The organism is Citrobacter sp. TBCS-15 (genome assembly GCF_005280815.1).
Taxonomy (GTDB): domain Bacteria; phylum Pseudomonadota; class Gammaproteobacteria; order Enterobacterales; family Enterobacteriaceae; genus Citrobacter; species Citrobacter werkmanii.
Map to the genome: position 1 here is coordinate 28,530 of NZ_SZWK01000101.1, position 21,290 is coordinate 49,819.

General features: G+C 52.4%; 19 protein-coding genes. 12 read left to right on the top strand and 7 right to left on the bottom strand.

Translation table 11 applies throughout. From position 1 onward, the window contains the following. Window positions 1-8 precede the first annotated feature (8 nt). A complete protein-coding gene (gene yhdP, locus FDW96_RS03265; protein ID WP_137365212.1) occupies window positions 9-3,809 on the top strand; it encodes an AsmA2 domain-containing protein YhdP in 3,801 nt (1,266 codons plus the stop codon). Between the two features lie 147 nt (window positions 3,810-3,956). After that, window positions 3,957-5,402: a metalloprotease TldD gene (tldD, locus tag FDW96_RS03270; protein ID WP_032940819.1), complete on the top strand. Its 1,446-nt coding sequence runs from the start codon at window positions 3,957-3,959 to the stop codon at window positions 5,400-5,402. 86 nt (window positions 5,403-5,488) lie between these two features. Here the strand turns inward: tldD and aaeR are convergent, their stop codons facing one another. Then, entirely contained in the window at window positions 5,489-6,418 is a 930-nt protein-coding gene (gene aaeR, locus FDW96_RS03275) for an HTH-type transcriptional activator AaeR (protein WP_038634351.1), read from the bottom strand. Between the two features lie 184 nt (window positions 6,419-6,602). Here aaeR and aaeX point away from each other — a divergent pair, with 184 nt between their 5' ends. The 4 genes from aaeX to FDW96_RS03295 all read left to right on the top strand — a co-directional run bounded on the left by aaeX (window position 6,603) and on the right by FDW96_RS03295 (window position 10,115). Beyond that, entirely contained in the window at window positions 6,603-6,806 is a 204-nt protein-coding gene (gene aaeX / locus FDW96_RS03280) for a p-hydroxybenzoic acid efflux pump operon protein AaeX (protein WP_003025177.1), read from the top strand. A gap of 7 nt (window positions 6,807-6,813) precedes the next feature. Continuing rightward, entirely contained in the window at window positions 6,814-7,746 is a 933-nt protein-coding gene (aaeA, locus tag FDW96_RS03285) for a p-hydroxybenzoic acid efflux pump subunit AaeA (RefSeq protein ID WP_137365213.1), read from the top strand. A gap of 5 nt (window positions 7,747-7,751) precedes the next feature. Further along, window positions 7,752-9,719 carry a p-hydroxybenzoic acid efflux pump subunit AaeB gene (gene aaeB, locus FDW96_RS03290; RefSeq protein ID WP_137365392.1) on the top strand — a complete coding sequence of 656 codons (1,968 nt, stop codon included), beginning with the start codon at window positions 7,752-7,754 and terminating at the stop codon, window positions 9,717-9,719. 117 nt (window positions 9,720-9,836) lie between these two features. Continuing rightward, on the top strand, window positions 9,837-10,115 hold the full coding sequence (locus FDW96_RS03295; RefSeq protein WP_137365214.1) for a barstar family protein: 279 nt from the start codon (window positions 9,837-9,839) through the stop codon (window positions 10,113-10,115). Between the two features lie 56 nt (window positions 10,116-10,171). Here the strand turns inward: FDW96_RS03295 and yhcN are convergent, their stop codons facing one another. After that, window positions 10,172-10,438, bottom strand: a complete 267-nt coding sequence (gene yhcN, locus FDW96_RS03300) for a peroxide/acid stress response protein YhcN (RefSeq protein ID WP_042311328.1) — start codon at window positions 10,436-10,438, stop codon at window positions 10,172-10,174. 374 nt (window positions 10,439-10,812) lie between these two features. Then, window positions 10,813-11,283: a transcriptional regulator ArgR gene (gene argR, locus FDW96_RS03305; protein ID WP_003025162.1), complete on the bottom strand. Its 471-nt coding sequence runs from the start codon at window positions 11,281-11,283 to the stop codon at window positions 10,813-10,815. 436 nt (window positions 11,284-11,719) lie between these two features. Here argR and mdh point away from each other — a divergent pair, with 436 nt between their 5' ends. Next, window positions 11,720-12,655 (top strand): malate dehydrogenase, encoded by a 936-nt coding sequence (gene mdh, locus FDW96_RS03315; protein WP_038634337.1) that lies wholly within the window; start codon window positions 11,720-11,722, stop codon window positions 12,653-12,655. 94 nt (window positions 12,656-12,749) lie between these two features. On the opposite strand, the gene degS is transcribed toward mdh, so the two are convergent. The 3 genes from degS to zapG form a co-directional block, all read right to left on the bottom strand. Then, entirely contained in the window at window positions 12,750-13,817 is a 1,068-nt protein-coding gene (gene degS / locus FDW96_RS03320) for an outer membrane-stress sensor serine endopeptidase DegS (protein ID WP_042311325.1), read from the bottom strand. A gap of 88 nt (window positions 13,818-13,905) precedes the next feature. After that, the gene (gene degQ, locus FDW96_RS03325) at window positions 13,906-15,273 is read right to left on the bottom strand and encodes a serine endoprotease DegQ (protein WP_042311323.1); all 1,368 of its coding nucleotides are present in this window, start codon (window positions 15,271-15,273) and stop codon (window positions 13,906-13,908) included. A 168-nt stretch (window positions 15,274-15,441) separates the two neighbouring features. Continuing rightward, entirely contained in the window at window positions 15,442-15,840 is a 399-nt protein-coding gene (gene zapG / locus FDW96_RS03330) for a Z-ring associated protein ZapG (RefSeq protein ID WP_003025147.1), read from the bottom strand. Between the two features lie 192 nt (window positions 15,841-16,032). Between zapG and zapE the strand changes: the two genes are divergently transcribed. From zapE to sspB, 5 genes are all read left to right on the top strand, one after another. Next, a complete protein-coding gene (gene zapE, locus FDW96_RS03335; RefSeq protein ID WP_137365215.1) occupies window positions 16,033-17,160 on the top strand; it encodes a cell division protein ZapE in 1,128 nt (375 codons plus the stop codon). 218 nt (window positions 17,161-17,378) lie between these two features. Then, window positions 17,379-17,807, top strand: coding sequence for a 50S ribosomal protein L13 (rplM, locus tag FDW96_RS03340; RefSeq protein WP_003025141.1), 429 nt, complete (start codon window positions 17,379-17,381; stop codon window positions 17,805-17,807). A gap of 15 nt (window positions 17,808-17,822) precedes the next feature. Then, entirely contained in the window at window positions 17,823-18,215 is a 393-nt protein-coding gene (rpsI, locus tag FDW96_RS03345) for a 30S ribosomal protein S9 (RefSeq protein ID WP_003025138.1), read from the top strand. Between the two features lie 316 nt (window positions 18,216-18,531). After that, window positions 18,532-19,170: a stringent starvation protein SspA gene (gene sspA, locus FDW96_RS03350; protein ID WP_003025132.1), complete on the top strand. Its 639-nt coding sequence runs from the start codon at window positions 18,532-18,534 to the stop codon at window positions 19,168-19,170. A 5-nt stretch (window positions 19,171-19,175) separates the two neighbouring features. Next, the gene (gene sspB / locus FDW96_RS03355) at window positions 19,176-19,679 is read left to right on the top strand and encodes a ClpXP protease specificity-enhancing factor (RefSeq protein ID WP_137365216.1); all 504 of its coding nucleotides are present in this window, start codon (window positions 19,176-19,178) and stop codon (window positions 19,677-19,679) included. Between the two features lie 56 nt (window positions 19,680-19,735). Here the strand turns inward: sspB and dcuC are convergent, their stop codons facing one another. After that, window positions 19,736-21,103 carry an anaerobic C4-dicarboxylate transporter DcuC gene (dcuC, locus tag FDW96_RS03360; RefSeq protein ID WP_137365217.1) on the bottom strand — a complete coding sequence of 456 codons (1,368 nt, stop codon included), beginning with the start codon at window positions 21,101-21,103 and terminating at the stop codon, window positions 19,736-19,738. Between the last annotated feature and the right edge of the window lie 187 nt (window positions 21,104-21,290).

Consider the following 21,290-nt stretch of genomic DNA (forward strand, 5'->3'; position numbering starts at 1 on the left):
AGAGGCGCGTGAGGCGATTGCCGGGGATATTACTGCTCACTGGAGCCGCATTCGTTGTCATTGCAGCGCTGCTGGTCAGTGGACTACGCCTTGCGCTACCTCATCTTGATAGCTGGCGTCCGGCCATTCTCAGTAAGATTGAATCCGCGACCGGTTTGCCCGTTTCTGCCAGCCAACTTTCCGCCAACTGGCAAAATTTCGGCCCTACGCTTGAGGCGCGTGATATCCACGCGCAGCTCAAAGACGGCGGTGAGTTTTCGGTAAAACGCGTCACGTTAGCGCTGGATGTCTGGCAAAGTTTGTTGCACATGCGCTGGCAGTTTCGCGATCTCACCTTCTGGCAACTGCAGTTGCGCACCAATACCCCCATCCAGAGTAGTGAAAGCGGAGATGGAATTGAAGCGGGTCACCTCAGCGATCTCTTCCTGCGTCAGTTTGATCATTTCGATCTCCGCGACAGTCAAATTAGCTTTTTAACCCTCTCAGGCCAGCGCGCGGAACTGGCGATTCCTCAGCTTACCTGGCTGAACGGTAAAAACCGGCATCGTGCTGAGGGTCAGGTCAGTCTTTCCAGTCTGACTGGGCAGCATGGCGTTATGCAGGTGCGCATGGATCTGCGCGACGATAATGGGCTATTGAATAATGGTCGGGTCTGGTTGCAGGCCGACGACATTGACGTCAAACCGTGGCTGGGCAAATGGATGCAGGATAATGTCGCGCTGCAAACCGCGCGTTTTAGCCTGGAAGCATGGATGACGATCAATAAAGGCGTCGTCTCCGGGGGGGATGTCTGGCTGAAAAAAGGCGGTGCCAGCTGGCTGGGTGAAAACCGCACGCATACGCTCTCTGTTGATAATCTGACGGCGCACATCAGCCGGGAACAACCGGGCTGGCAATTCTCTATTCCCGATACCCGTATCACCATGGATGATAAACCCTGGCCGAGCGGGGCGTTAACGCTGGCCTGGATCCCGGAGCAGGAAGTCGGTGGTGAGAATAACAAGCGCAGCGACGAGCTTCGTATTCGTGCCAGTAATCTGGAACTGGCTGGATTAGAAGGGTTGCGCCCGATGGCCTCAAGGTTATCGCCTGCGCTGGGTGATATTTGGCGCGCCACGCAGCCGAGCGGCAAAATAGATGTGCTGGCGCTGGATATCCCGTTACAGGCGACAGAAAAAACCCGTTTCCAGTCCTCGTGGACCAATCTGGCCTGGAAACAGTGGAAGCTGCTGCCAGGGGCAGAACACTTCTCCGGTACGCTTGCGGGAAGCGTTGAAGATGGGGCGCTAACCGCTTACATGAAGCAAGCCAAAATGCCGTATGAAACCGTCTTTCGCGCACCATTGGAAATAGAGAACGGCGTGGCGACGCTAAGCTGGCTGAAAAATGATAAAGGTTTTCAGTTAGATGGGCGCAACATTGATGTCAAAGCGAAAGCGGTACATGCGCGCGGAGGTTTTCGCTATCTGCAACCGACCGGTGACGAGCCATGGTTAGGCATTCTGGCGGGGATCAGTACTGATGACGGCTCTCAGGCCTGGCGCTACTTCCCGGAAAATCTGATGGGCAAAGAGCTGGTTGACTACCTCAGCGGCGCGATTCAGGGTGGCGAAGCGGATAATGCCACGCTGGTGTATGGCGGCAACCCGCATTTGTTCCCGTATCTGCACAATGAAGGGCAATTTCAGGTCCTGGTGCCGCTACGCAATGCTAAATTCGCCTTCCAGCCCGACTGGCCTGCGTTGACTGACCTCAATATTGAACTGAACTTCATTAACGACGGTCTGTGGATGAAAACGGATGGCGTTAATTTAGGCGGCGTAAAAGCCAGTAACCTGACGGCCAATATTCCCGACTATGCAAAAGAAAAGCTGCTGATTGATGCCGACATCAACGGGCCGGGCAAAGCGGTTGGACCTTATTTTGATGATACGCCGCTAAAAGATTCTCTTGGCGCCACGCTTGAACAGTTGCAGATTGATGGCGATGTGAATGCTCGCTTACATCTCGATATCCCGTTGGATGGCTCGCTGGTTACGGCCAAAGGTGACGTCAATCTGCGTAATAACAGTCTGTTTATTAAACCGCTCGACAGCACGTTGAAGAATTTGACCGGTAAATTCAGCTTTGTGAACGGCGATCTGCAGAGCGAGCCGATGACGGCAAACTGGTTTAATCAGCCGCTGAACGTCGACTTTTCCACTACCGAAGGGGCTAAAGCCTATCAGGTGGCGGTGAATCTGCAAGGCGACTGGCAGCCAAACCGTATGGGGATTTTGCCGCCGCAGGTGAACGATGCGTTAAGCGGCAGTATGGCGTGGAATGGCAAGGTGGGCATCAATCTTCCGTACCATGCCGGGGCGACCTACGACATTGCGTTAAAGAGTGACCTGAAGAATGTAAGTAGTCACTTACCCGCTCCACTGAATAAGGCGGCCGGCGAGGCTCTGCCGGTAAACGTGAAGGCCAACGGCAATCTGCGTAGCTTTGATCTCACCGGCAATGCAGGGAGCAAGAATCACTTTAACAGTCACTGGCTGCTGAATCAGAAGCTGACCCTTGACCGCGCTATCTGGACGTCGGAAAGCCGCACCGTGCCCGCATTACCCGATCAGCAAGGCATTGAACTCAATCTTCCCCCTATGGATGGCGCGCAATGGCTGGCATTGTTCCAGAAAGGCGCTGCGGATAACGTTGGCTCGAACGCCAACTTCCCACAGCGTATCACGGTACGTACGCCATCGTTGTCTCTGGGGGGGCAGCAGTGGAATAATTTGAGTATTGTGTCTGAGCCTTCGGGCAGCGGTTCCAGCGTGCAGGCGCAGGGGCGTGAGATTAACGCCACGCTGGCTATGCGCAATAACGCCCCGTGGCTGGCGAACATTAAATATCTTTATTACAACCCGAGCGCTGCAAAGACGTCTCCCGGTACAGCGCCAGCGTCGCCTTTCTCTACCATCAATAACGTCAGCTTCCGTGGCTGGCCGGATGTTCAGCTCCGCTGTGCAGAGTGTTGGCTGTGGGGACAGAAATATGGACGTATTGATGCCGATGTGGCGATCAAAGGCGATACGCTCACGTTGAGCAACGGTCTGTTGGATACCGGCTTTGCCAGACTGACAGCCGACGGCGAATGGGTGAATGTGCCGGGTAAAGAGCGTACGTCACTGAAGGGAAAACTGAACGGCAAAAAAATTGACTCTGCCGCCGGTTTCTTTGGCGTATCGACGCCGATTCGTAACTCTTCATTCAATGTGGAGTACGACCTGCACTGGCGTAATCCACCGTGGGATCCGGATGAAGCGTCGCTGAATGGGATTTTGCGCACCCGGTTGGGCAAAGGTGAACTTACCGAACTTAGTACCGGACATGCGGGGCAGCTGTTACGCTTGTTAAGCTTTGATGCGTTGCTACGTAAACTGCGCTTTGATTTTAGCGATACCTTCAGTGAAGGCTTCTATTTCGACTCTATTCGCAGCACGGCGTGGATTAAAGATGGCGTGATGCATACCGACGACACGCTGGTGGACGGTCTGGAAGCCGACATCGCGATGAAAGGCTCGGTGAATCTGGTACGCCGTGAACTGGATATGGAAGCGGTTGTCGCACCTGAAATTTCTGCCACCGTTGGGGTTGCCGCCGCGTTCGCCGTTAACCCGATTGTCGGCGCGGCGGTGTTTGCCGCCAGTAAGGTTCTGGGACCGCTGTGGAGTAAAGTTTCGATTCTGCGTTACCGTATCACCGGTCCGGTTGATAAGCCGCAGATTAACGAAGTTCTGCGTCAGCCGCGCAAAGAAAGCCAGCAATGATTTGACGGGGGCAAGTAATTGCCCCAATCTCAGTACATAGTATTGCCGGATGGAGCAGCGCTTATCCGGCCTACAGTAGCCTAACAACGTAGGCCGGATAAGGCGTTTTTGCCGCCATCCGGCAGAATTAAATGAGTAACCAAAACGATGAGTCTGAACCTGGTAAGTGAACAATTGCTAGCGGCGAATGGCCTGAAACATCAGGATCTGTTTGCCATCCTGGGCCAACTGGCCGAACGCCGTCTTGATTACGGCGATCTCTATTTTCAGTCGAGCTATCACGAATCCTGGGTTTTAGAAGACCGCATCATTAAAGATGGTTCTTACAATATCGATCAGGGTGTTGGCGTGCGTGCCATCAGCGGCGAAAAAACGGGGTTTGCCTATGCAGACCAGATTAGCCTGCTGGCGCTGGAGCAAAGTGCGCATGCTGCCCGGACTATTGTGCGCGACAGCGGCGATGGCAAAGTAAAAACGCTGGGTGCGGTAGAGCATCAGGCGCTTTACACTTCGGTCGATCCATTACAGAGCATGAGCCGCGAAGAGAAGCTGGATATTCTGCGTCGCGTTGACAGCGTTGCGCGTGCTGCCGACAAGCGCGTTCAGGAAGTAACCGCCAGCCTGACCGGTGTTTATGAGCTGATTCTGGTGGCGGCGACCGACGGTACGTTGGCCGCGGATGTCCGTCCACTGGTGCGTTTGTCGGTCAGCGTACAGGTCGAAGAAGACGGTAAACGTGAGCGCGGCGCGAGCGGTGGCGGCGGTCGCTTTGGCTATGACTATTTCCTTGGCGATCTTGATGGTGACGTTCGTGCCGACGCGTGGGCGAAAGAGGCTGTACGCATGGCGCTGGTCAATCTCTCGGCGGTAGCTGCGCCGGCCGGTACGTTACCGGTGGTACTCGGCGCTGGCTGGCCTGGCGTTCTGCTGCACGAAGCGGTCGGTCATGGTCTGGAAGGCGACTTTAACCGCCGTGGCACCTCCGTATTTAGCGGCCATATGGGTGAACTGGTCGCGTCAGAACTGTGTACCGTTGTGGATGATGGCACCATGGCGGACCGTCGTGGTTCCGTGGCTATTGATGACGAAGGTACGCCGGGCCAGTATAACGTGCTGATCGAAAACGGTATTCTGAAAGGCTACATGCAGGACAAACTGAATGCGCGCCTGATGGGCGTGGCACCTACGGGGAACGGACGCCGTGAATCTTACGCGCATCTGCCGATGCCTCGTATGACCAACACCTATATGTTGCCAGGGAAGTCTACGCCGCAGGAAATTATCGAATCTGTCGAATACGGTATTTATGCGCCTAACTTTGGCGGCGGCCAGGTGGATATCACCTCCGGGAAATTTGTGTTTTCGACGTCCGAAGCGTATCTGATTGAAAACGGTAAAGTGACCAAACCGGTGAAAGGCGCGACGCTGATTGGCTCCGGTATCGAAGCGATGCAGCAAATTTCGATGGTGGGTAACGATCTGAAACTGGATAACGGCGTAGGCGTTTGTGGGAAAGAAGGCCAGAGCCTGCCGGTTGGCGTGGGTCAGCCGACGCTGAAGGTCGATAATTTGACGGTCGGCGGCACCGCATAACATCATGATCCAGGCCCGATAAGCGTCAGTGCCATCGGGCATCTTGCCGGATGCGGCGTTAACGCCTTATCCGGCCTGGACTCTTCTTATTTCTCTTTCCCTCGACCATACATTCCCTGGAACAGCTGCGCCACATCGACAAAATAATCCGTCAGATAGTTAATCACTACCTGAACCTTAAGCGGCAGTTTGTCTTTTTCGGTATACAGCGCATAGACCGGACGCGGATCCGACTGGTAGCGGGGAAGCAGGATCTCCACTTCGCCGCGATTGATCTCATTGATCACCCACATCAATGGTACATAAGCAATGCCCGCGCCTGCGGCCAGCCAGCGCACCAGCGTCATCGGATCGTTAGTGACGAAGCGCCCCTCTGGAATCAGGCGGGTGGAGATCCCTTCCGGGGCGATAAGCTCGAATTCATTATCCGGGCGAACGCTGTATTCCAGCCATGAGTGATTGCTGAGATCGGCAGGTTTTTCCGGGACGCCAAACTGGGCGAGATAACTTTTAGCGGCGCAGACCACCATCGGCATGGCTCCCAGACGACGTGAAAACAGGCTGGAGTCTTGTAAAGCGCCGACGCGGATAACCACATCCAGGCCATCAGCAATTAAATCCGGTGCCGGGATGCCGGTGACCAGATTTACCGTCAGGCCGGGGTACTCTTTCAGCATTTTCGCCGTCAGCCCGGCGAGGACATTTTGTGCCATGGTTGAAGAACAGCCAATACGCAACGTGCCGATAGGAGTGTTATTAAAGGCATACAGCTGCTCATGCACATCCTGCGCTTCGTGCAGCATTCGACGGCAGCCCTGATAATAAATTTTACCGGCTTCGGTTAGCCCAATGCTGCGCGTACTGCGGTTTAGCAGCTTGACCTGTAGCTCATCTTCCAGTTTAGAGACCGTCTGGCTTATCGATGAAACGCTCATTTGTAGCTGTCTTGCGGCGGCGGTGAAGGAGCCCAGTTCGACAACTTTGGCGAACACCGACATACGTTTTAATCGTTCCATTATTCACTCTGGCTTAAAAGTGATTTAGATCACATAATATAGATAACAGCATAACAGTTACGTTAATATATTATTATTCAAATAACGGCTATGTCGCTCTCGCCTGGCTCATCCTTGCCCTTCTCTGCGGTGACATACGCTAGAAAATCTATCACCTGCACTCTCTTAAGCTACCAAGGTCAACATGAGTCTGTTTCCCGTTATCGTGGTGTTTGGTTTGTCCTTCCCACCGATTTTTTTCGAATTGCTTTTGTCACTGGCGATTTTCTGGCTGGTGCGCCGGGTGCTGGTTCCCACTGGCATTTATGATTTTGTCTGGCATCCGGCTCTGTTTAACACCGCGCTGTATTGCTGCCTGTTCTATTTAATAACGCGCCTGTTCGTTTGAGGTTGAAGTGAAAACACTAACAAAAAAACTCTCCCGTACGGCCATGACTCTCGTACTGGTCATTCTGGCCTTCATCGCTATTTTCCGCGCATGGGTGTTCTACACCGAGTCGCCGTGGACGCGTGACGCGCGTTTCAGCGCAGATGTCGTTGCCATTGCGCCGGACGTTGCGGGTCTTATTTCCAACGTTAACGTCCATGATAACCAACTGGTGAAAAAGGATCAGGTCCTGTTTACCATCGACCAGCCGCGCTATAAAAAAGCCCTCGAACAGGCCGAAGCCGACGTCTCTTATTACCAGGTTCTGGCGCAGGAAAAACGTCAGGAAGCCGGTCGTCGTAACCGTCTGGGCGTGCAGGCCATGTCTCGTGAAGAGATTGATCAGTCTAACAACGTACTGCAAACCGTATTACACCAGTTGGCGAAGGCGCAAGCGACCCGCGATCTGGCAAAATTGGATCTTGAACGTACCGTTATTCGTGCGCCAGCGGATGGTTGGGTGACTAACCTGAATGTCTACAGCGGCGAATTTATTACCCGTGGCTCCACGGCGGTGGCGTTGGTAAAACAGCATTCGTTCTATGTCCTGGCGTATATGGAAGAAACCAAGCTGGAAGGCGTACGCCCTGGATATCGCGCTGAAATTACCCCGCTTGGTAGCAATAATGTGTTGAAAGGTACCGTTGATAGCGTGGCGGCTGGCGTAACGAATGCCAGCAGCACGCGGGACGCAAAAGGTATGGCGACCATTGATTCCAATCTTGAATGGGTCCGTCTGGCACAGCGTGTGCCGGTGCGCATTCGTCTTGATGAGCAGCAGGGAAGCCTGTGGCCAGCCGGGACGACGGCTACCGTTGTTATCACCGGTAAGCAGGATCGCGATGCCAGCCAGGAATCCTTCTTCCGTAAAATGGCGCACCGCCTGCGCGAGTTCGGTTAACTGTGATGGGTATTTTTTTTATTGCCAACCAGCATATCCGCTTCGCGGTAAAACTGGCGTGCGCGATTGTCCTGGCGCTGTTCGTTGGTTTTCACTTTCAGCTTGAGACCCCGCGCTGGGCGGTGTTGACCGCGGCAATTGTGGCAGCTGGTCCGGCTTTTGCCGCCGGTGGAGAACCCTATTCAGGCGCTATCCGCTATCGCGGGATGCTGCGTATCGTCGGGACATTTATTGGCTGCATTGCCGCACTGATCATTATTATCAGCATGATCCGCGCCCCGTTATTGATGATCCTGGTATGTTGTATCTGGGCCGGTTTTTGTACCTGGATCTCGTCGCTAGTGAAGATCGAGAATTCCTATGCGTGGGGGCTTTCGGGCTATACGGCGCTGATCATCGTCATTACTATCCAGGCTGAACCGCTGTTGACGCCGCAATTTGCGCTCGAACGTTGTAGCGAGATTGTGATGGGGATTGTCTGCGCCATTGTTGCCGATCTGCTCTTTTCACCCCGCTCGGTGAAACAGGAAATTGATGTCGAACTGGACAGCCTGCTGGTGGCGCAGTATCAGCTTATGCAGTTGTGTATAAAGCATGGCGACAGTGAAGAAGTGGACAAAGCCTGGGGCGATTTAGTCCGTCGCACGGCGGCGCTGGAGGGGATGCGCAGCAACCTCAATATGGAGTCTTCACGTTGGGTGCGTGCTAATCGCAGGCTCAAAGCATTAAACACGCTGTCGCTCACGCTTATTACTCAGTCCTGTGAAACTTACCTTATTCAAAATACCCGCCCGGAACTGATCACTGACACCTTCCGCGAGTTGTTCGACACACCGGTTGAAACGGTGCAGGATGTCCATAAACAGTTGAAGCGGATGCGTCAGGTAATTGTCTGGACCGGCGAACGTGAAACACCGGTAACGATTTATAGCTGGGCAGGTGCGGCGACGCGCTACCTGTTACTGAAGCGCGGTGTGGTGAGTAATACAAAAATTAGCGCGACGGAAGAAGAGATCCTGCAGGGCGAGCCGGTGGTTAAAGTTGAATCAGCCGAACGTCACCATGCGATGGTCAACTTCTGGCGCACCACCCTTTCCTGTGTGCTGGGAACCTTGTTCTGGCTGTGGACCGGCTGGACATCCGGCAGCGGCGCGATGGTGATGATTGCGGTCGTCACCTCGTTGGCAATGCGCTTACCCAACCCCCGGATGGTGGCGATAGACTTTATCTACGGTACGCTGGCGGCATTACCGCTCGGCGCGCTCTATTTTCTGGTAATTATCCCCAACACGCAGCAAAGTATGCTGTTGTTGTGTCTGAGCCTGGCAGTGCTGGGATTCTTTCTGGGAATTGAGGTGCAGAAACGGCGACTGGGATCGATGGGGGCGCTGGCCAGTACTATTAATATTATCGTGCTGGATAACCCAATGACCTTCCACTTTAGCCAGTTTCTTGACAGTGCGTTGGGACAGATTGTTGGTTGTGTGCTGGCGTTTCTCGTCATTCTGCTGGTGCGTGATAACTCGCGTGACAGAACCGGTCGCGTGTTGCTCAACCAGTTTGTCTCCGCGGCGGTTGCGGCAATGACCACCAACGTGGTTCGTCGTAAAGAAAACCACCTTCCGGCGCTTTATCAGCAGCTGTTTTTACTGATGAACAAATTCCCCGGCGACCTGGCGAAGTTTCGTCTGGCGCTGACAATGATTATCGCGCATCAGCGTCTGCGCGATGCGCCGATACCGGTAAATGAGGATTTATCTGCGTTCCATCGCCAGCTGCGTCGCACCGCCGATCATGTGATTTCAGCAGGAAATGACGATAAACGCCGACGCTACTTTAGCCAGTTGCTGGAAGAGCTTGAGATCTATCAGGAGAAGTTAATCATCTGGCAAGCCCCTCCACAGGTGACGGAACCGGTAAAACGACTCAGCGGGATGCTACACAAATACCAGCACGCGCTGACCAGCAATTAAGCACAAGAAACCGATGCCAGAAGCGTCGGTTTTTTTATGACTATACTTACCTGAAATGCGGGAGGCCCTGCATATTGGTGGTCCGTAGAGTGACTGGCGTCGGGATGGTGGCTATAGATGAACATCTATACGTTTGATTTTGACGAGATTGAAGACCAGGGGGATTTCTACCGCGAGTTCACGCGCGCATTTGGTCTGCCCCGGGAAAAAGTGGTCGATTTAGATTCTCTGTGGGAGGTCGTTACCGGAGAAGTCTTGCCGCTGCCGGTGGAGATTGAATTTATCCATTTGCCGGACAAACTACGCAGGCGATACGGCGCATTAATATTACTGTTCGATGAAGCGGAAGAAGAGCTGGAAGGGCAGTTACGTTTTAATGTTCGTCACTCAATGTAATACATAAAAAAGCCCCCGGCAGGCGGGGGCAAGTCGTCGGTTTAGACGACGAGGGTTTATTTGTACAGTTCTGCAGTCGCGTGCCAGTGAGCACCTTCACGGAGTTCAGTGACGCGATAGCTGCTGGCACCCGCTTTTTCAGCTTTAGCGGCGATAGCCTGACGCATATCCATTGGTGAGCTACCGATTTGAGATACGGAGATGCTACCCATGGATTGCAGGTTCTGTGCTTCTTGTGAGTTCACCTGAGTAACCGCGGCGCTTGCACCGAAAGAGAGAACAGAAAGAAGGCTTAAAGCTGCAACAGTAGTTTTGATTTTCATGATATTTACCTCGTCGAATTCTTTTATTGTGGGTCTTGTTTCGTGACCCTCATCACAAAATCAAGTATACACTAATAACGCGATAAATTAATACCACGCTAATTGTTTCTGTGGTTATTAAGTTTTAAAGAGATTCTTTTTTATAACTAAAAGGAATTAAAATCAGCCTTTTTAACTACCATATAGAAATAAATTAATTAAAATCAATGGGATATTGGATTTTGCAAAATGTGCGTTTTTCAGCCTTCATATTCACTGTGTGAATGAGTTTTAGCGGTTAAACGCACCATTTGTTAAATGAATGGCAGTGGAAAATAGAACAAAGAGGGGAAAGTAGAGGTTTTTCCCCGCCGGGAGACGACGGGGAGGAGGCATTACAGTTCTTGTTCGAACAGCTCCAGAATGGCTTCGTACAGATCTTTTACCGTAAAACCCTTAGCTGGTGTGGTGAAGATGGTATCGTCACCGGCAATCGTTCCCAAAATACCTTCCGCTTTACCCAACGAATCCAGCAGACGGGCAATCAACTGAGCAGCGCCGGGGCTGGTGTGAATAACCACGACCGCATCGTTGTAGTCGATATCCAGTACCAAATTCTTCAGCGGGCTGGAGGTTGTAGGCACCCCCAACTCTGCCGGCAGGCAGTACACCATTTCCATTTTCGCATTGCGGGTACGCACCGCGCCAAACTTGGTCAGCATGCGTGAAACCTTGGACTGATTGATATTATCAAAGCCCTGATCCTGCAATGCGAGGACGATTTCGCCCTGAGAGCTGAACTTTTCTTCTTTAAGTAGCGCTTTAAACGCCTTCACTAATTCTTCTTGTTTTGCCGAGCTTCGCATAAGTCACCCGTAATATGGCGGTAGAAACAACATTATTGTGCATACAGATGAATTTTTATGCAAACGGTCTGCCCTGGTAAAGGCTGAAATAATGTTATGAAAGAGCGGAATTTTATCAAATTTCGTTATCAAGAAACATGCCTGTGTCACGGCGCGCAAATAAGGTTAAAAGTAAATTAATTGTTATCAAATTGATGTTGTTTTGAGAGGCGGGTAGGGTATATTGTCAGCACCTGTTGGAAAGTTGCTCTACTGTGCGGGTGCTTTTGAATTACGTAACTTAGGTTTTATTTTACGTAAGTTAAATGCATAAAAGCCAAATTTGCGTGACTACGCATTCTTGACGCGTGGTTGTTGTATTCGTTGGATTTGTGGATTAAGGTCGCCGCCGCGGAGCAATAGACACTTTGCTTATCAATATAATAAGGAGTTTAGGATGAAAGTTGCAGTCCTCGGCGCTGCTGGTGGTATCGGTCAGGCGCTAGCATTACTGTTAAAAACCCAACTGCCTTCAGGTTCAGAACTCTCCCTGTACGACATCGCTCCAGTAACGCCTGGTGTGGCCGTTGATTTGAGCCATATCCCTACTGCTGTGAAAATCAAAGGCTTCAGCGGTGAAGACGCTACCCCTGCACTGGAAGGTGCTGATGTAGTACTGATCTCTGCGGGTGTCGCGCGTAAACCGGGTATGGATCGTTCCGACCTGTTCAACGTCAACGCCGGTATCGTGAAGAACCTGGTGCAGCAGGTTGCTAAAACCTGTCCGAAAGCATGTATCGGTATTATCACCAACCCGGTGAACACGACCGTTGCTATCGCTGCAGAAGTGCTGAAAAAAGCAGGCGTATACGATAAGAACAAACTGTTTGGCGTGACCACGCTGGACATTATCCGCTCCAATACCTTTGTTGCGGAACTGAAAGGCAAACAGCCTGGCGACGTTGAAGTCCCGGTTATTGGCGGCCACTCTGGCGTGACCATTCTGCCATTGCTGTCACAAATTCCTGGCGTAAGCTTCACCGAGCAAGAAGCGGCTGACCTGACCAAACGTATCCAGAACGCGGGTACTGAAGTTGTGGAAGCTAAAGCCGGTGGCGGATCTGCTACCCTGTCCATGGGTCAGGCCGCAGCACGTTTCGGCCTGTCACTGGTTCGCGCACTGAGCGGCGAAAAAGGCGTGGTTGAATGTGCTTACGTTGAAGGCGACGGCCAGTATGCTCGTTTCTTCTCTCAGCCGCTGCTGCTGGGTAAAAACGGCGTAGAAGAACGTCAGTCTATCGGTAAGCTGAGTGCGTTTGAGCAAAGCGCGCTGGAAGGCATGCTGGACACGTTGAAGAAAGATATCACTCTGGGCGAAGAGTTCGTTAAGTAAGAACTGCCAGAAAATAAAAAACCGGAGCCTGGCTCCGGTTTTTTTATGCACCACACTTTTATAGCCGGATAAAGTACGTTATCCGGTGCTAACGTCAGTTTGTCGCAGGGTATTCCTGAATCGTCACCTGCAGCGTCAGCTGTTTGTCATCGCGCATCACGACGACGGAGATGACCGAACCTGGGCGAATTTCGGCAACCTGGTCCATGGTCTCAAGCGCGGATACCGCCGGTTTATTATTGACCGAAATAATCAAGTCGTTGACCTGAATACCGGCCTGTGCAGCCGGACCGTCCGGAGCCACTTCGTTAACCACGATCCCCTGAATTTGATCCATTCCGCCGCCCTGCGCATGCAGTGGCGCAATTTCACGACCGCTGATGCCGATGTAGCCGCGAATCACGCGCCCGTCACGAATCAGCTTATCCATAATTTTAGTTGCCAACTGAAACGGAATGGCGAAGCCAATACCTTCCGGGGTTTCGCCGTCGTTGCTCTTATCAAATGACAGCGTATTAATGCCCATCAGCTCACCCAGCGAGTTGACCAGCGCACCGCCGGAGTTACCGTGGTTGATGGAGGCATCCGTTTGCAGGAAGTTTTGCCGCCCAGTTGGGTTCAGGCCAATACGGCCGGTGGCGCTGATAATCCCCTGGGTGATGGTTTGCCCAAGGTTGTACGGGTTGCCAATGGCGAGAACCACATCGCCGATGTGCGGCACACGCTTGTTATTAATGGGGATGGTCGGCAGGCCGCCAGTTGCGTTGATTTTCAGCACCGCAAGGTCGGTTAACGTATCAGAACCCACTAGCAGCGCTTCAAATACACGCCCATCCTGTAATGCGACGATGATTTGGTCGGCATCATTAATGACGTGCTTATTGGTAATGATATAGCCGCGCTGATCCATGATAACGCCTGAGCCGAGCGTACGGATCTCAAGCTGGTTATGTGCTGTGCTGTTCATACTGCGGTTATAAACGTTAACGACGGCAGGAGCAGCACGGCGAACCGCCGAGTTATAGCTGGCGGGCGTTTCATCTGCACTGTCGAACTGCGGTGTAGTAAGAGTATTAATTTTGCGCAGAGAGGGCATCGCCGCCAGCAGAATGGCGCCGACGATTAAACCAATCGCGACCGAACGTAAAAGCTTCACAAACATGATGGCGGCGTCATTAAAAAAGGGAACGGCAGCAGCATATCACGAGTTAACCGGACATCACACGGGGGCTGATGTCCGGTTTAATGCATTACCGCAGGAGCAGGTAAATACTGTCGTTACCGCGAACCACTTGCAGAGCGATAATCGCCGGTTTCGCTTCCAGCACCTTACGCATTTCGGCAATCGAGTTTACGCGATCGCGGTTAACGCCAATGATAACGTCATCTTTATGCAGACCAGCCTGTGCGGCTGGACTACTTTTTTCAACGTTATCTATTTTGATGCCTTTGGTGCCATCTTTTAACTGACCATCGCTGAGCGTAGCGCCTTGCAACGCAGGGGCGATCATTTCCGCACTGGCGGACGATGATGTGCTGGTATCCAGGGTGACTTCAACCTCCAGCGGTTTACCGTTACGCAGCAGCCCCAGTTTGACCTTGGTTCCTGGTTCAGTTGTCGCAATGCGTGAACGCAGTTCGGCAAAGCTGCTGAGTGGTTTACCGTTGAGACTGGTAATGACGTCACCGGATTTCACCCCCGCCTTGGCAGAACCTGAGTTGGGCAGAACCTCGCTGACAAACGCCCCGCGCTGCACATTCAGATTGAACGCTTTCGCGATGTCGGCGGTCATTTCGGTACCTTTAATCCCTAACAGACCGCGTTTGATTTCGCCAAACTGCATCAACTGTTGGGCCAGCGTGCGCGCCATGTTGCTTGGGATCGCGAAGCCAATCCCGATGCTGCCGCCGCCGGGCGCCAGAATCGCGGTGTTAATGCCAATCAACTCACCGTTGAGATTAAGTAACGCGCCGCCGGAGTTACCCCGGTTGATGGACGCATCGGTCTGAATAAAGTTTTCCAGACCCTCCAGGTTCAGCCCGCTGCGGCCTAATGCCGATACGATGCCGGAGGTGGCGGTTTGCCCGAGACCGAACGGGTTACCTACGGCCACCGCGAAATCACCCACGCGGAGTTTGTCGGAGTCGGCAATGGCGATTTGCGTCAGGTTACTGGGGTGTTGAATTTGCAGCAGGGCGATATCGCTCTGATCGTCACTGCCGATCAGCTTCGCGTCGAACTCTCGGCCATCATTAAGCTGAACGCTGATTTTTTGCGCCTGATTAATGACGTGGTTATTGGTCAGGACGTAGCCTTTTGCGGCATCAATAATGACCCCTGAACCCAGCCCTTCAAAAGGTTGTGAAGGTTGGTCGGGAAGCTCATCACCAAAAAATTTTTTAAACTCTTCCGGGACTTTTTGTCCTTGAACAGCGGTGCCTTCGACCCTAACGCTCACCACGGCAGGTAACACTTTCTCCAGCATCGGGGCAAGGCTGGGAAGCGCAGCCTGACCGGGAACCTGGCCGGGAATCGACGCAACGGCCGGGAATGGCGCCGAGAGAGTTAACCCGACACTTAACGCTAATGCACTCAACAGCTGGGTTTGTTTTTTCATGGATCCTGCTCTCGTACCTTGAGTAAACGGAAGATGATTCAAAACAGTTTGATGTTATTGAATTTTCGGTTTGGTCACAATGAGGCTAACGACTAAATAATAGCTGGGACGGGAAGAGAAGCGGAGGGCGCAATTACTGCGCCCAATAAATTTCTTAACGATGTGCGTTTAGTCGCGCTTTGCGCCACTACGCAGCAGGCCGGAGGCTCCTTCAGAATAGTCACGCGGCATCTGAACCGGCGCCTGATCGTTGCCAGCTTCGGACTCTGCCAGACGATTACGGAACGGGTTGTTTTCCGGCGACATACCCGGCAGCAGGTTGCTCGAGCTTTTCGCCATATGCTGGTAGATCTGACGATAATCGTCCGCCATGTTATCCAGCAATTCAGCGCTGCGGGCAAAGTGGCTTACCAGCTCTTCGCGGTACTCTTCCAGCTCAGCTTTATTTTTTTCCAGTTCGTACTGCAATGCCTGCTGTTGGCGTAATTTACGATTACCAAAACGCATGGCTACAGCACCAATAATGATACCGACGACTAACCCAATTAGCGCATATTCCCAGGTCATGAACATCTCCCGTTGTCTTGTGTTTCCGTAGGGTGTTGGCTGTAGGCTCCATGCCTGCGCCTGATTATGCCACTATAACCGCTAATCCCGTAGAAGTGGAATCCCGTGTTTATATCACGTAATGTAGAACGGCCTTTTTTTCGTCAACCGTGAGCGACGGCACATCGATTCTCAAGGAATAACAATAACATCATGCAAAGCCTTTCCCCGACATCGCGTTACCAACAAGCCCTTACAGACGGCACTCATCAGCCCGACAGCGTACAACAAGAAGCCGTGAATCGACTGGAAACCATTTTCCAGGCGTTAACGACGCCAGCTCGTCCTGCCCCGCAGGAGAATGGTCTGATGGCGCGTTTTGGCAAATTGCTGGGCAAGCGTGAGTCGCCGACCAACCCGCCAGTGCGTGGTTTGTATATGTGGGGCGGCGTCGGACGCGGGAAGACCTGGCTGATGGATCTGTTCTACCATAGCCTGCCGGGCGGGCGTAAACAGCGTTTGCACTTTCACCGCTTTATGTTGCGCGTCCATGAAGAGCTTACCGCCCTGCAGGGGCAGAGCGATCCGCTGGAAATCATTGCCGACCGCTTTAAGGCCGAAACGGACGTGCTGTGCTTCGACGAATTTTTTGTTTCTGATATCACCGACGCCATGCTGCTTGGCGGCTTAATGAAGGCGCTGTTTGCCCGAGGCATTACGCTGGTGGCGACCTCCAATATTCCGCCGGACGACCTGTATCGCAACGGTTTGCAACGCACGCGTTTTCTTCCTGCCATTGATGCCATCAAGCAGCATTGCGACATCATGAATGTTGATGCCGGCGTCGATTATCGTCTGCGCACCTTAACTCAGGCGCATTTGTGGTTGTCGCCTCTGAATGATGAAACCAGCCAGCAGATGGATAAGCTGTGGCTGGCACTAGCGGGAACCAAAAGTGAGCATGCGCCGACGCTGGAGATTAACCATCGTCCGTTGCCGACGCTGGCCGTCGAAAACCAAACGCTGGCGGTGTCGTTCACCACGCTCTGCGTCGATGCCCGTAGTCAGCATGACTATATTGCGCTGTCGCGTCTGTTCCACACGGTGCTGTTGTTTGATGTGCCGGTCATGACCCCGCTGATGGAAAGCGAGGCGCGACGCTTTATCGCGCTGGTGGATGAATTCTACGAACGCCACGTCAAGTTGGTGGTGAGTGCGGCCTCTCCCTTATATGAGATCTACCAGGGCGAGCGTCTGAAGTTTGAATTCCAGCGTTGTTTGTCGCGTCTGCAGGAGATGCAAAGCGAGGAGTATTTGAAGCGGGAACATTTAGCCGGTTAAACCTGCCGCAAATCACATAAAGGGGTCGATCTTTGACCCTGACTTCTCTATAATCTTGCGACCCCACGTTACGAGAGAGTTTTTTTCCCAAAACTTTCTATGCGCCGGCATAGGCTATTCGAAGGGGTAGGTTTGCTGGACAATGTCGTGTGAACCTCAACTGACAAAACGTTTGGGTGTTCACCAACGTGTAACTTATTTATTTGGGTAAGCTTTTAATGAAAACTTTTACAGCTAAACCAGAAACCGTAAAACGCGACTGGTATGTTGTTGACGCGACCGGTAAAACTCTGGGCCGTCTGGCTTCCGAACTGGCTCTGCGCCTGCGCGGTAAGCACAAAGCGGAATATACTCCGCACGTAGATACTGGTGATTACATCATCGTTCTGAACGCTGACAAAGTTGCTGTAACCGGCAACAAGCGTACTGACAAAGTGTACTATCACCACACCGGTCACATCGGTGGTATCAAACAAGCGACCTTTGAAGAGATGATTGCTCGCCGTCCTGAGCGTGTGCTTGAAATCGCGGTTAAAGGCATGCTGCCAAAAGGCCCGCTGGGTCGTGCTATGTTCCGTAAACTGAAAGTTTACGCTGGCAACGAGCACAACCACGCGGCACAGCAACCGCAAGTTCTTGACATCTAATCGGGATTATAGGCAATGGCTGAAAATCAATACTACGGCACTGGTCGCCGCAAAAGTTCCGCAGCTCGCGTTTTCATCAAACCGGGTAGTGGTAAAATCGTAATCAACCAACGTTCTCTGGAACAGTACTTCGGTCGTGAAACTGCCCGCATGGTAGTTCGTCAGCCGCTGGAACTGGTCGACATGGTTGAGAAACTGGATCTGTACATCACTGTTAAAGGTGGTGGTATCTCTGGTCAGGCTGGTGCGATCCGTCACGGTATCACCCGCGCTCTGATGGAGTACGACGAATCCCTGCGTGGCGAACTGCGTAAAGCTGGCTTCGTTACCCGTGATGCTCGTCAGGTTGAACGTAAGAAAGTCGGTCTGCGTAAAGCACGTCGTCGTCCGCAGTTCTCCAAACGTTAATTGCTTTCTGCTTCGGCAGACAACAATTTGCGAAAAAACCCGCTTCGGCGGGTTTTTTTATCACTATTGCTCCCCGTGGAAGCACGGTAATCCGCTGATTGCCACCTCTTTTTCCCCATTTCAAGAATCGACTCACCACAAAGGTCACAAAATCTGGTAAACTATCATCCAATTTTCTGCCCAAATGTCAGGTATCGCTCATTTTTTGTTTGTATTTTGAACAGTAATGGCTTTCCTGAGTCTGGGTGACATCACTTCTGGCTGGCCACTGAGTGGCTGGTAGCAGTAAAAATTCTGAATATACCTGGAGGTTTTCATGGCTGTCGCTGCCAACAAACGTTCGGTAATGACGCTGTTTTCTGGTCCTACTGACATCTATAGCCATCAGGTCCGCATCGTGCTGGCTGAAAAAGGTGTTAGTTTCGAGATTGAGCACGTGGAGAAGGACAATCCACCTCAGGATCTGATCGACCTCAACCCGAATCAGAGCGTACCGACACTGGTGGATCGTGAGCTGACCCTGTGGGAATCTCGCATCATTATGGAATACCTGGATGAGCGCTTCCCGCATCCGCCGCTGATGCCGGTTTACCCGGTTGCGCGTGGTGAAAGCCGCCTGTACATGCAGCGTATCGAAAAAGACTGGTACACGCTGATGAACGTCATCGTGAACGGTTCCGCTTCTGAAGCTGAGGTCGCGCGTAAGCGTCTGCGCGAAGAGCTGCTGGCAATCGCGCCAGTATTCGGTCAGAAACCTTACTTCCTTAGCGATGAGTTCAGCCTGGTAGACTGCTACCTGGCACCGCTGCTGTGGCGTTTACCGCAGCTGGGTATTGAATTCAACGGTGCCGGTTCGAAAGAACTGAAAGGTTATATGACTCGCGTCTTTGAACGTGATTCTTTCCTGGCTTCTCTGACTGAGCCTGAACGTGAAATGCGTCTGGGCCGGGGTTAACCTGTATGGATTTGCCACAGCTAACACCACGCCGTCCGTATCTGCTGCGCGCATTCTATGAGTGGTTGTTAGACAACCAGCTCACGCCGCATCTGGTGGTGGATGTGACGCTCCAGGACGTGCGGGTTCCGATGGAATACGCACGTGACGGGCAAATAGTTCTGAATATTGCACCGCGCGCGGTGGGGAACCTGGAACTGACAAATGACGAAGTACGCTTTAACGCGCGCTTCGGTGGTGTGCCGCGTCAGGTTTCCGTCCCGCTGGCTGCAGTTCTGGCTATTTATGCTCGTGAAAACGGCGCCGGTACGATGTTTGAACCGGAAGCCGCCTACGACGAAGATGTCGCCAGCTTAAATGATGACGACAACGAAGCGTCTGGTTTTGAGAGTGAAACGGTCATGTCGGTCATTGATGGCGATAAGCCTGACAACAGCGACGACAACGATCCGGATGACACTCCTCCGCCGCCCCGCGGCGGGCGCCCAGCGCTACGCGTAGTGAAATAAAGAGTAAAATAAGAAAACAGGCCCTTTCGGGCCTGTTCTGTTTTCTGGCTCTGCAATCAATAAAACAGCGCGATGGTGACTATCATATTCACCACAAACCCCACTGCCATCGGAATAGCGGTGCGCTTTACCACCTCAAAGGGCGACACGCCGGCAATACCTGAAGTCACGACGATCACTGCGGTAATCGGTGATACCGCGCGAGCCAGCGTAGTGGCAAAATGCATCGGCATAATCATCACTACTGCCGGAATATGCAGCCCGGCGGCAATATCCGGGATCAGGCTGGCAAAAGACATAAACGGTGCGTTGCCTGAGCCCATGACGATCGCACAGGCGGCGATGACCACGGCCATGATGATCATCACGCCGATGCCGCCAAGGCCCGAGTGTTCCGCGCCTTTAATCACTGCGTCCACTGTCCCGATAGTCGTCAACCCTTTGGCAAAGATCTCACCGGCGACCACCAGTGTGACAACGTTGGCAAACTGTGTCCCCATGCCGTCAAAAAAAGCCTGCACATCATCCATTGTTTCGCGCAGATTATGTTTATGCAGGAATTCGACAAACATGGTCAGCGTCATGCTCATGAGCATCACCACTACCAGATTCAGTTCTGCCTGCATTAATCCCATATGTGCCAGCAACAGCGAACCCAACATCAGGATCAGCGGCATCACCGGTAAAATGGCGTAATACAGCGGGGGTACATCTTCCAGCGTCTTTTGTTCAGCGAACCCGTTGTTTTCCGGTAACGTTTTTTTATCAAATCGGCGCTGTACGAAAAAATGCGCAATGGCGACAGCGATAATGACGCATGAAGCGACGGGGAGCTGGTAATGGAAGAAGTAGGTGGCGATTTTCATGCCCGCGACCTGCGCGGCAAAAATAGAGTTGGTTTCCAGAATGCCCCATTCAATCGACATCGAGGTGGCAATGACCGCAACCGCGGATAATCGACTCACGCCAAGACTGACCAGCGTTGGGAAAAGCGTCACCATCAGTAGCATGCCTAACCCGGAAGCGCTGGTAATGAACTGCGCCATGATCTGACCAATCACATAGGTGGCGGCCAGCACGACATAGGGGGAACGGATCAGCTTAAGCGGTCGGCTTAACAGGCTAACCATCGCTCTGCTGGCCCCCATCCTGTCCATATAACGGGCATAACCACCCACCGCCATGATAGATAAACCCAGCCCTGCCGCCCGATTTGAGAGCATACGCAGAATTTCGTTGTAAATATCGACCAGTAGATAGCCGCTACATTTATCGTCAGCGACCAGCGCGCCGTAACCCAGCCAGACGCCGCAGATCATCAGGAAGATCCCGGCTGCTGCCAGCACGACCTGGGGTTTGTAGTTTTTGAGGATCAAGTAACCCATCGTTAATAAAACGATGACAGAGATAATGATGCCGAACATTGTTTCACTCCATGCCAGGGAAGATGATAAATCCGGTAATAATGCTGTTGTCAAAACGGATGTTATATTTTTCTGGACACTTTTTATGGAGTGGATATCTTATTTTTAACGCAATGGTTAATTTATTTTATGTTATAAAATAGTGGGTTATGATAAATTCTCACATTCATATTCGGAAATTTCACGA

Excerpts from the sequence above, each read along its gene's own strand:
- tldD (WP_032940819.1), top strand. The coding sequence starts at position 3,957 with ATGAGTCTGAACCTGGTAAGTGAACAATTGCTAGCGGCGAATGGCCTG.
- aaeR (WP_038634351.1), bottom strand. The coding sequence starts at position 6,418 with ATGGAACGATTAAAACGTATGTCGGTGTTCGCCAAAGTTGTCGAACTG.
- aaeX (WP_003025177.1), top strand. The coding sequence starts at position 6,603 with ATGAGTCTGTTTCCCGTTATCGTGGTGTTTGGTTTGTCCTTCCCACCG.
- aaeB (WP_137365392.1), top strand. The coding sequence starts at position 7,752 with ATGGGTATTTTTTTTATTGCCAACCAGCATATCCGCTTCGCGGTAAAA.
- FDW96_RS03295 (WP_137365214.1), top strand. The coding sequence starts at position 9,837 with ATGAACATCTATACGTTTGATTTTGACGAGATTGAAGACCAGGGGGAT.
- yhcN (WP_042311328.1), bottom strand. The coding sequence starts at position 10,438 with ATGAAAATCAAAACTACTGTTGCAGCTTTAAGCCTTCTTTCTGTTCTC.
- argR (WP_003025162.1), bottom strand. The coding sequence starts at position 11,283 with ATGCGAAGCTCGGCAAAACAAGAAGAATTAGTGAAGGCGTTTAAAGCG.
- mdh (WP_038634337.1), top strand. The coding sequence starts at position 11,720 with ATGAAAGTTGCAGTCCTCGGCGCTGCTGGTGGTATCGGTCAGGCGCTA.
- degS (WP_042311325.1), bottom strand. The coding sequence starts at position 13,817 with ATGTTTGTGAAGCTTTTACGTTCGGTCGCGATTGGTTTAATCGTCGGC.
- degQ (WP_042311323.1), bottom strand. The coding sequence starts at position 15,273 with ATGAAAAAACAAACCCAGCTGTTGAGTGCATTAGCGTTAAGTGTCGGG.
- zapG (WP_003025147.1), bottom strand. The coding sequence starts at position 15,840 with ATGACCTGGGAATATGCGCTAATTGGGTTAGTCGTCGGTATCATTATT.
- zapE (WP_137365215.1), top strand. The coding sequence starts at position 16,033 with ATGCAAAGCCTTTCCCCGACATCGCGTTACCAACAAGCCCTTACAGAC.
- rplM (WP_003025141.1), top strand. The coding sequence starts at position 17,379 with ATGAAAACTTTTACAGCTAAACCAGAAACCGTAAAACGCGACTGGTAT.
- rpsI (WP_003025138.1), top strand. The coding sequence starts at position 17,823 with ATGGCTGAAAATCAATACTACGGCACTGGTCGCCGCAAAAGTTCCGCA.
- sspA (WP_003025132.1), top strand. The coding sequence starts at position 18,532 with ATGGCTGTCGCTGCCAACAAACGTTCGGTAATGACGCTGTTTTCTGGT.
- sspB (WP_137365216.1), top strand. The coding sequence starts at position 19,176 with ATGGATTTGCCACAGCTAACACCACGCCGTCCGTATCTGCTGCGCGCA.
- dcuC (WP_137365217.1), bottom strand. The coding sequence starts at position 21,103 with ATGTTCGGCATCATTATCTCTGTCATCGTTTTATTAACGATGGGTTAC.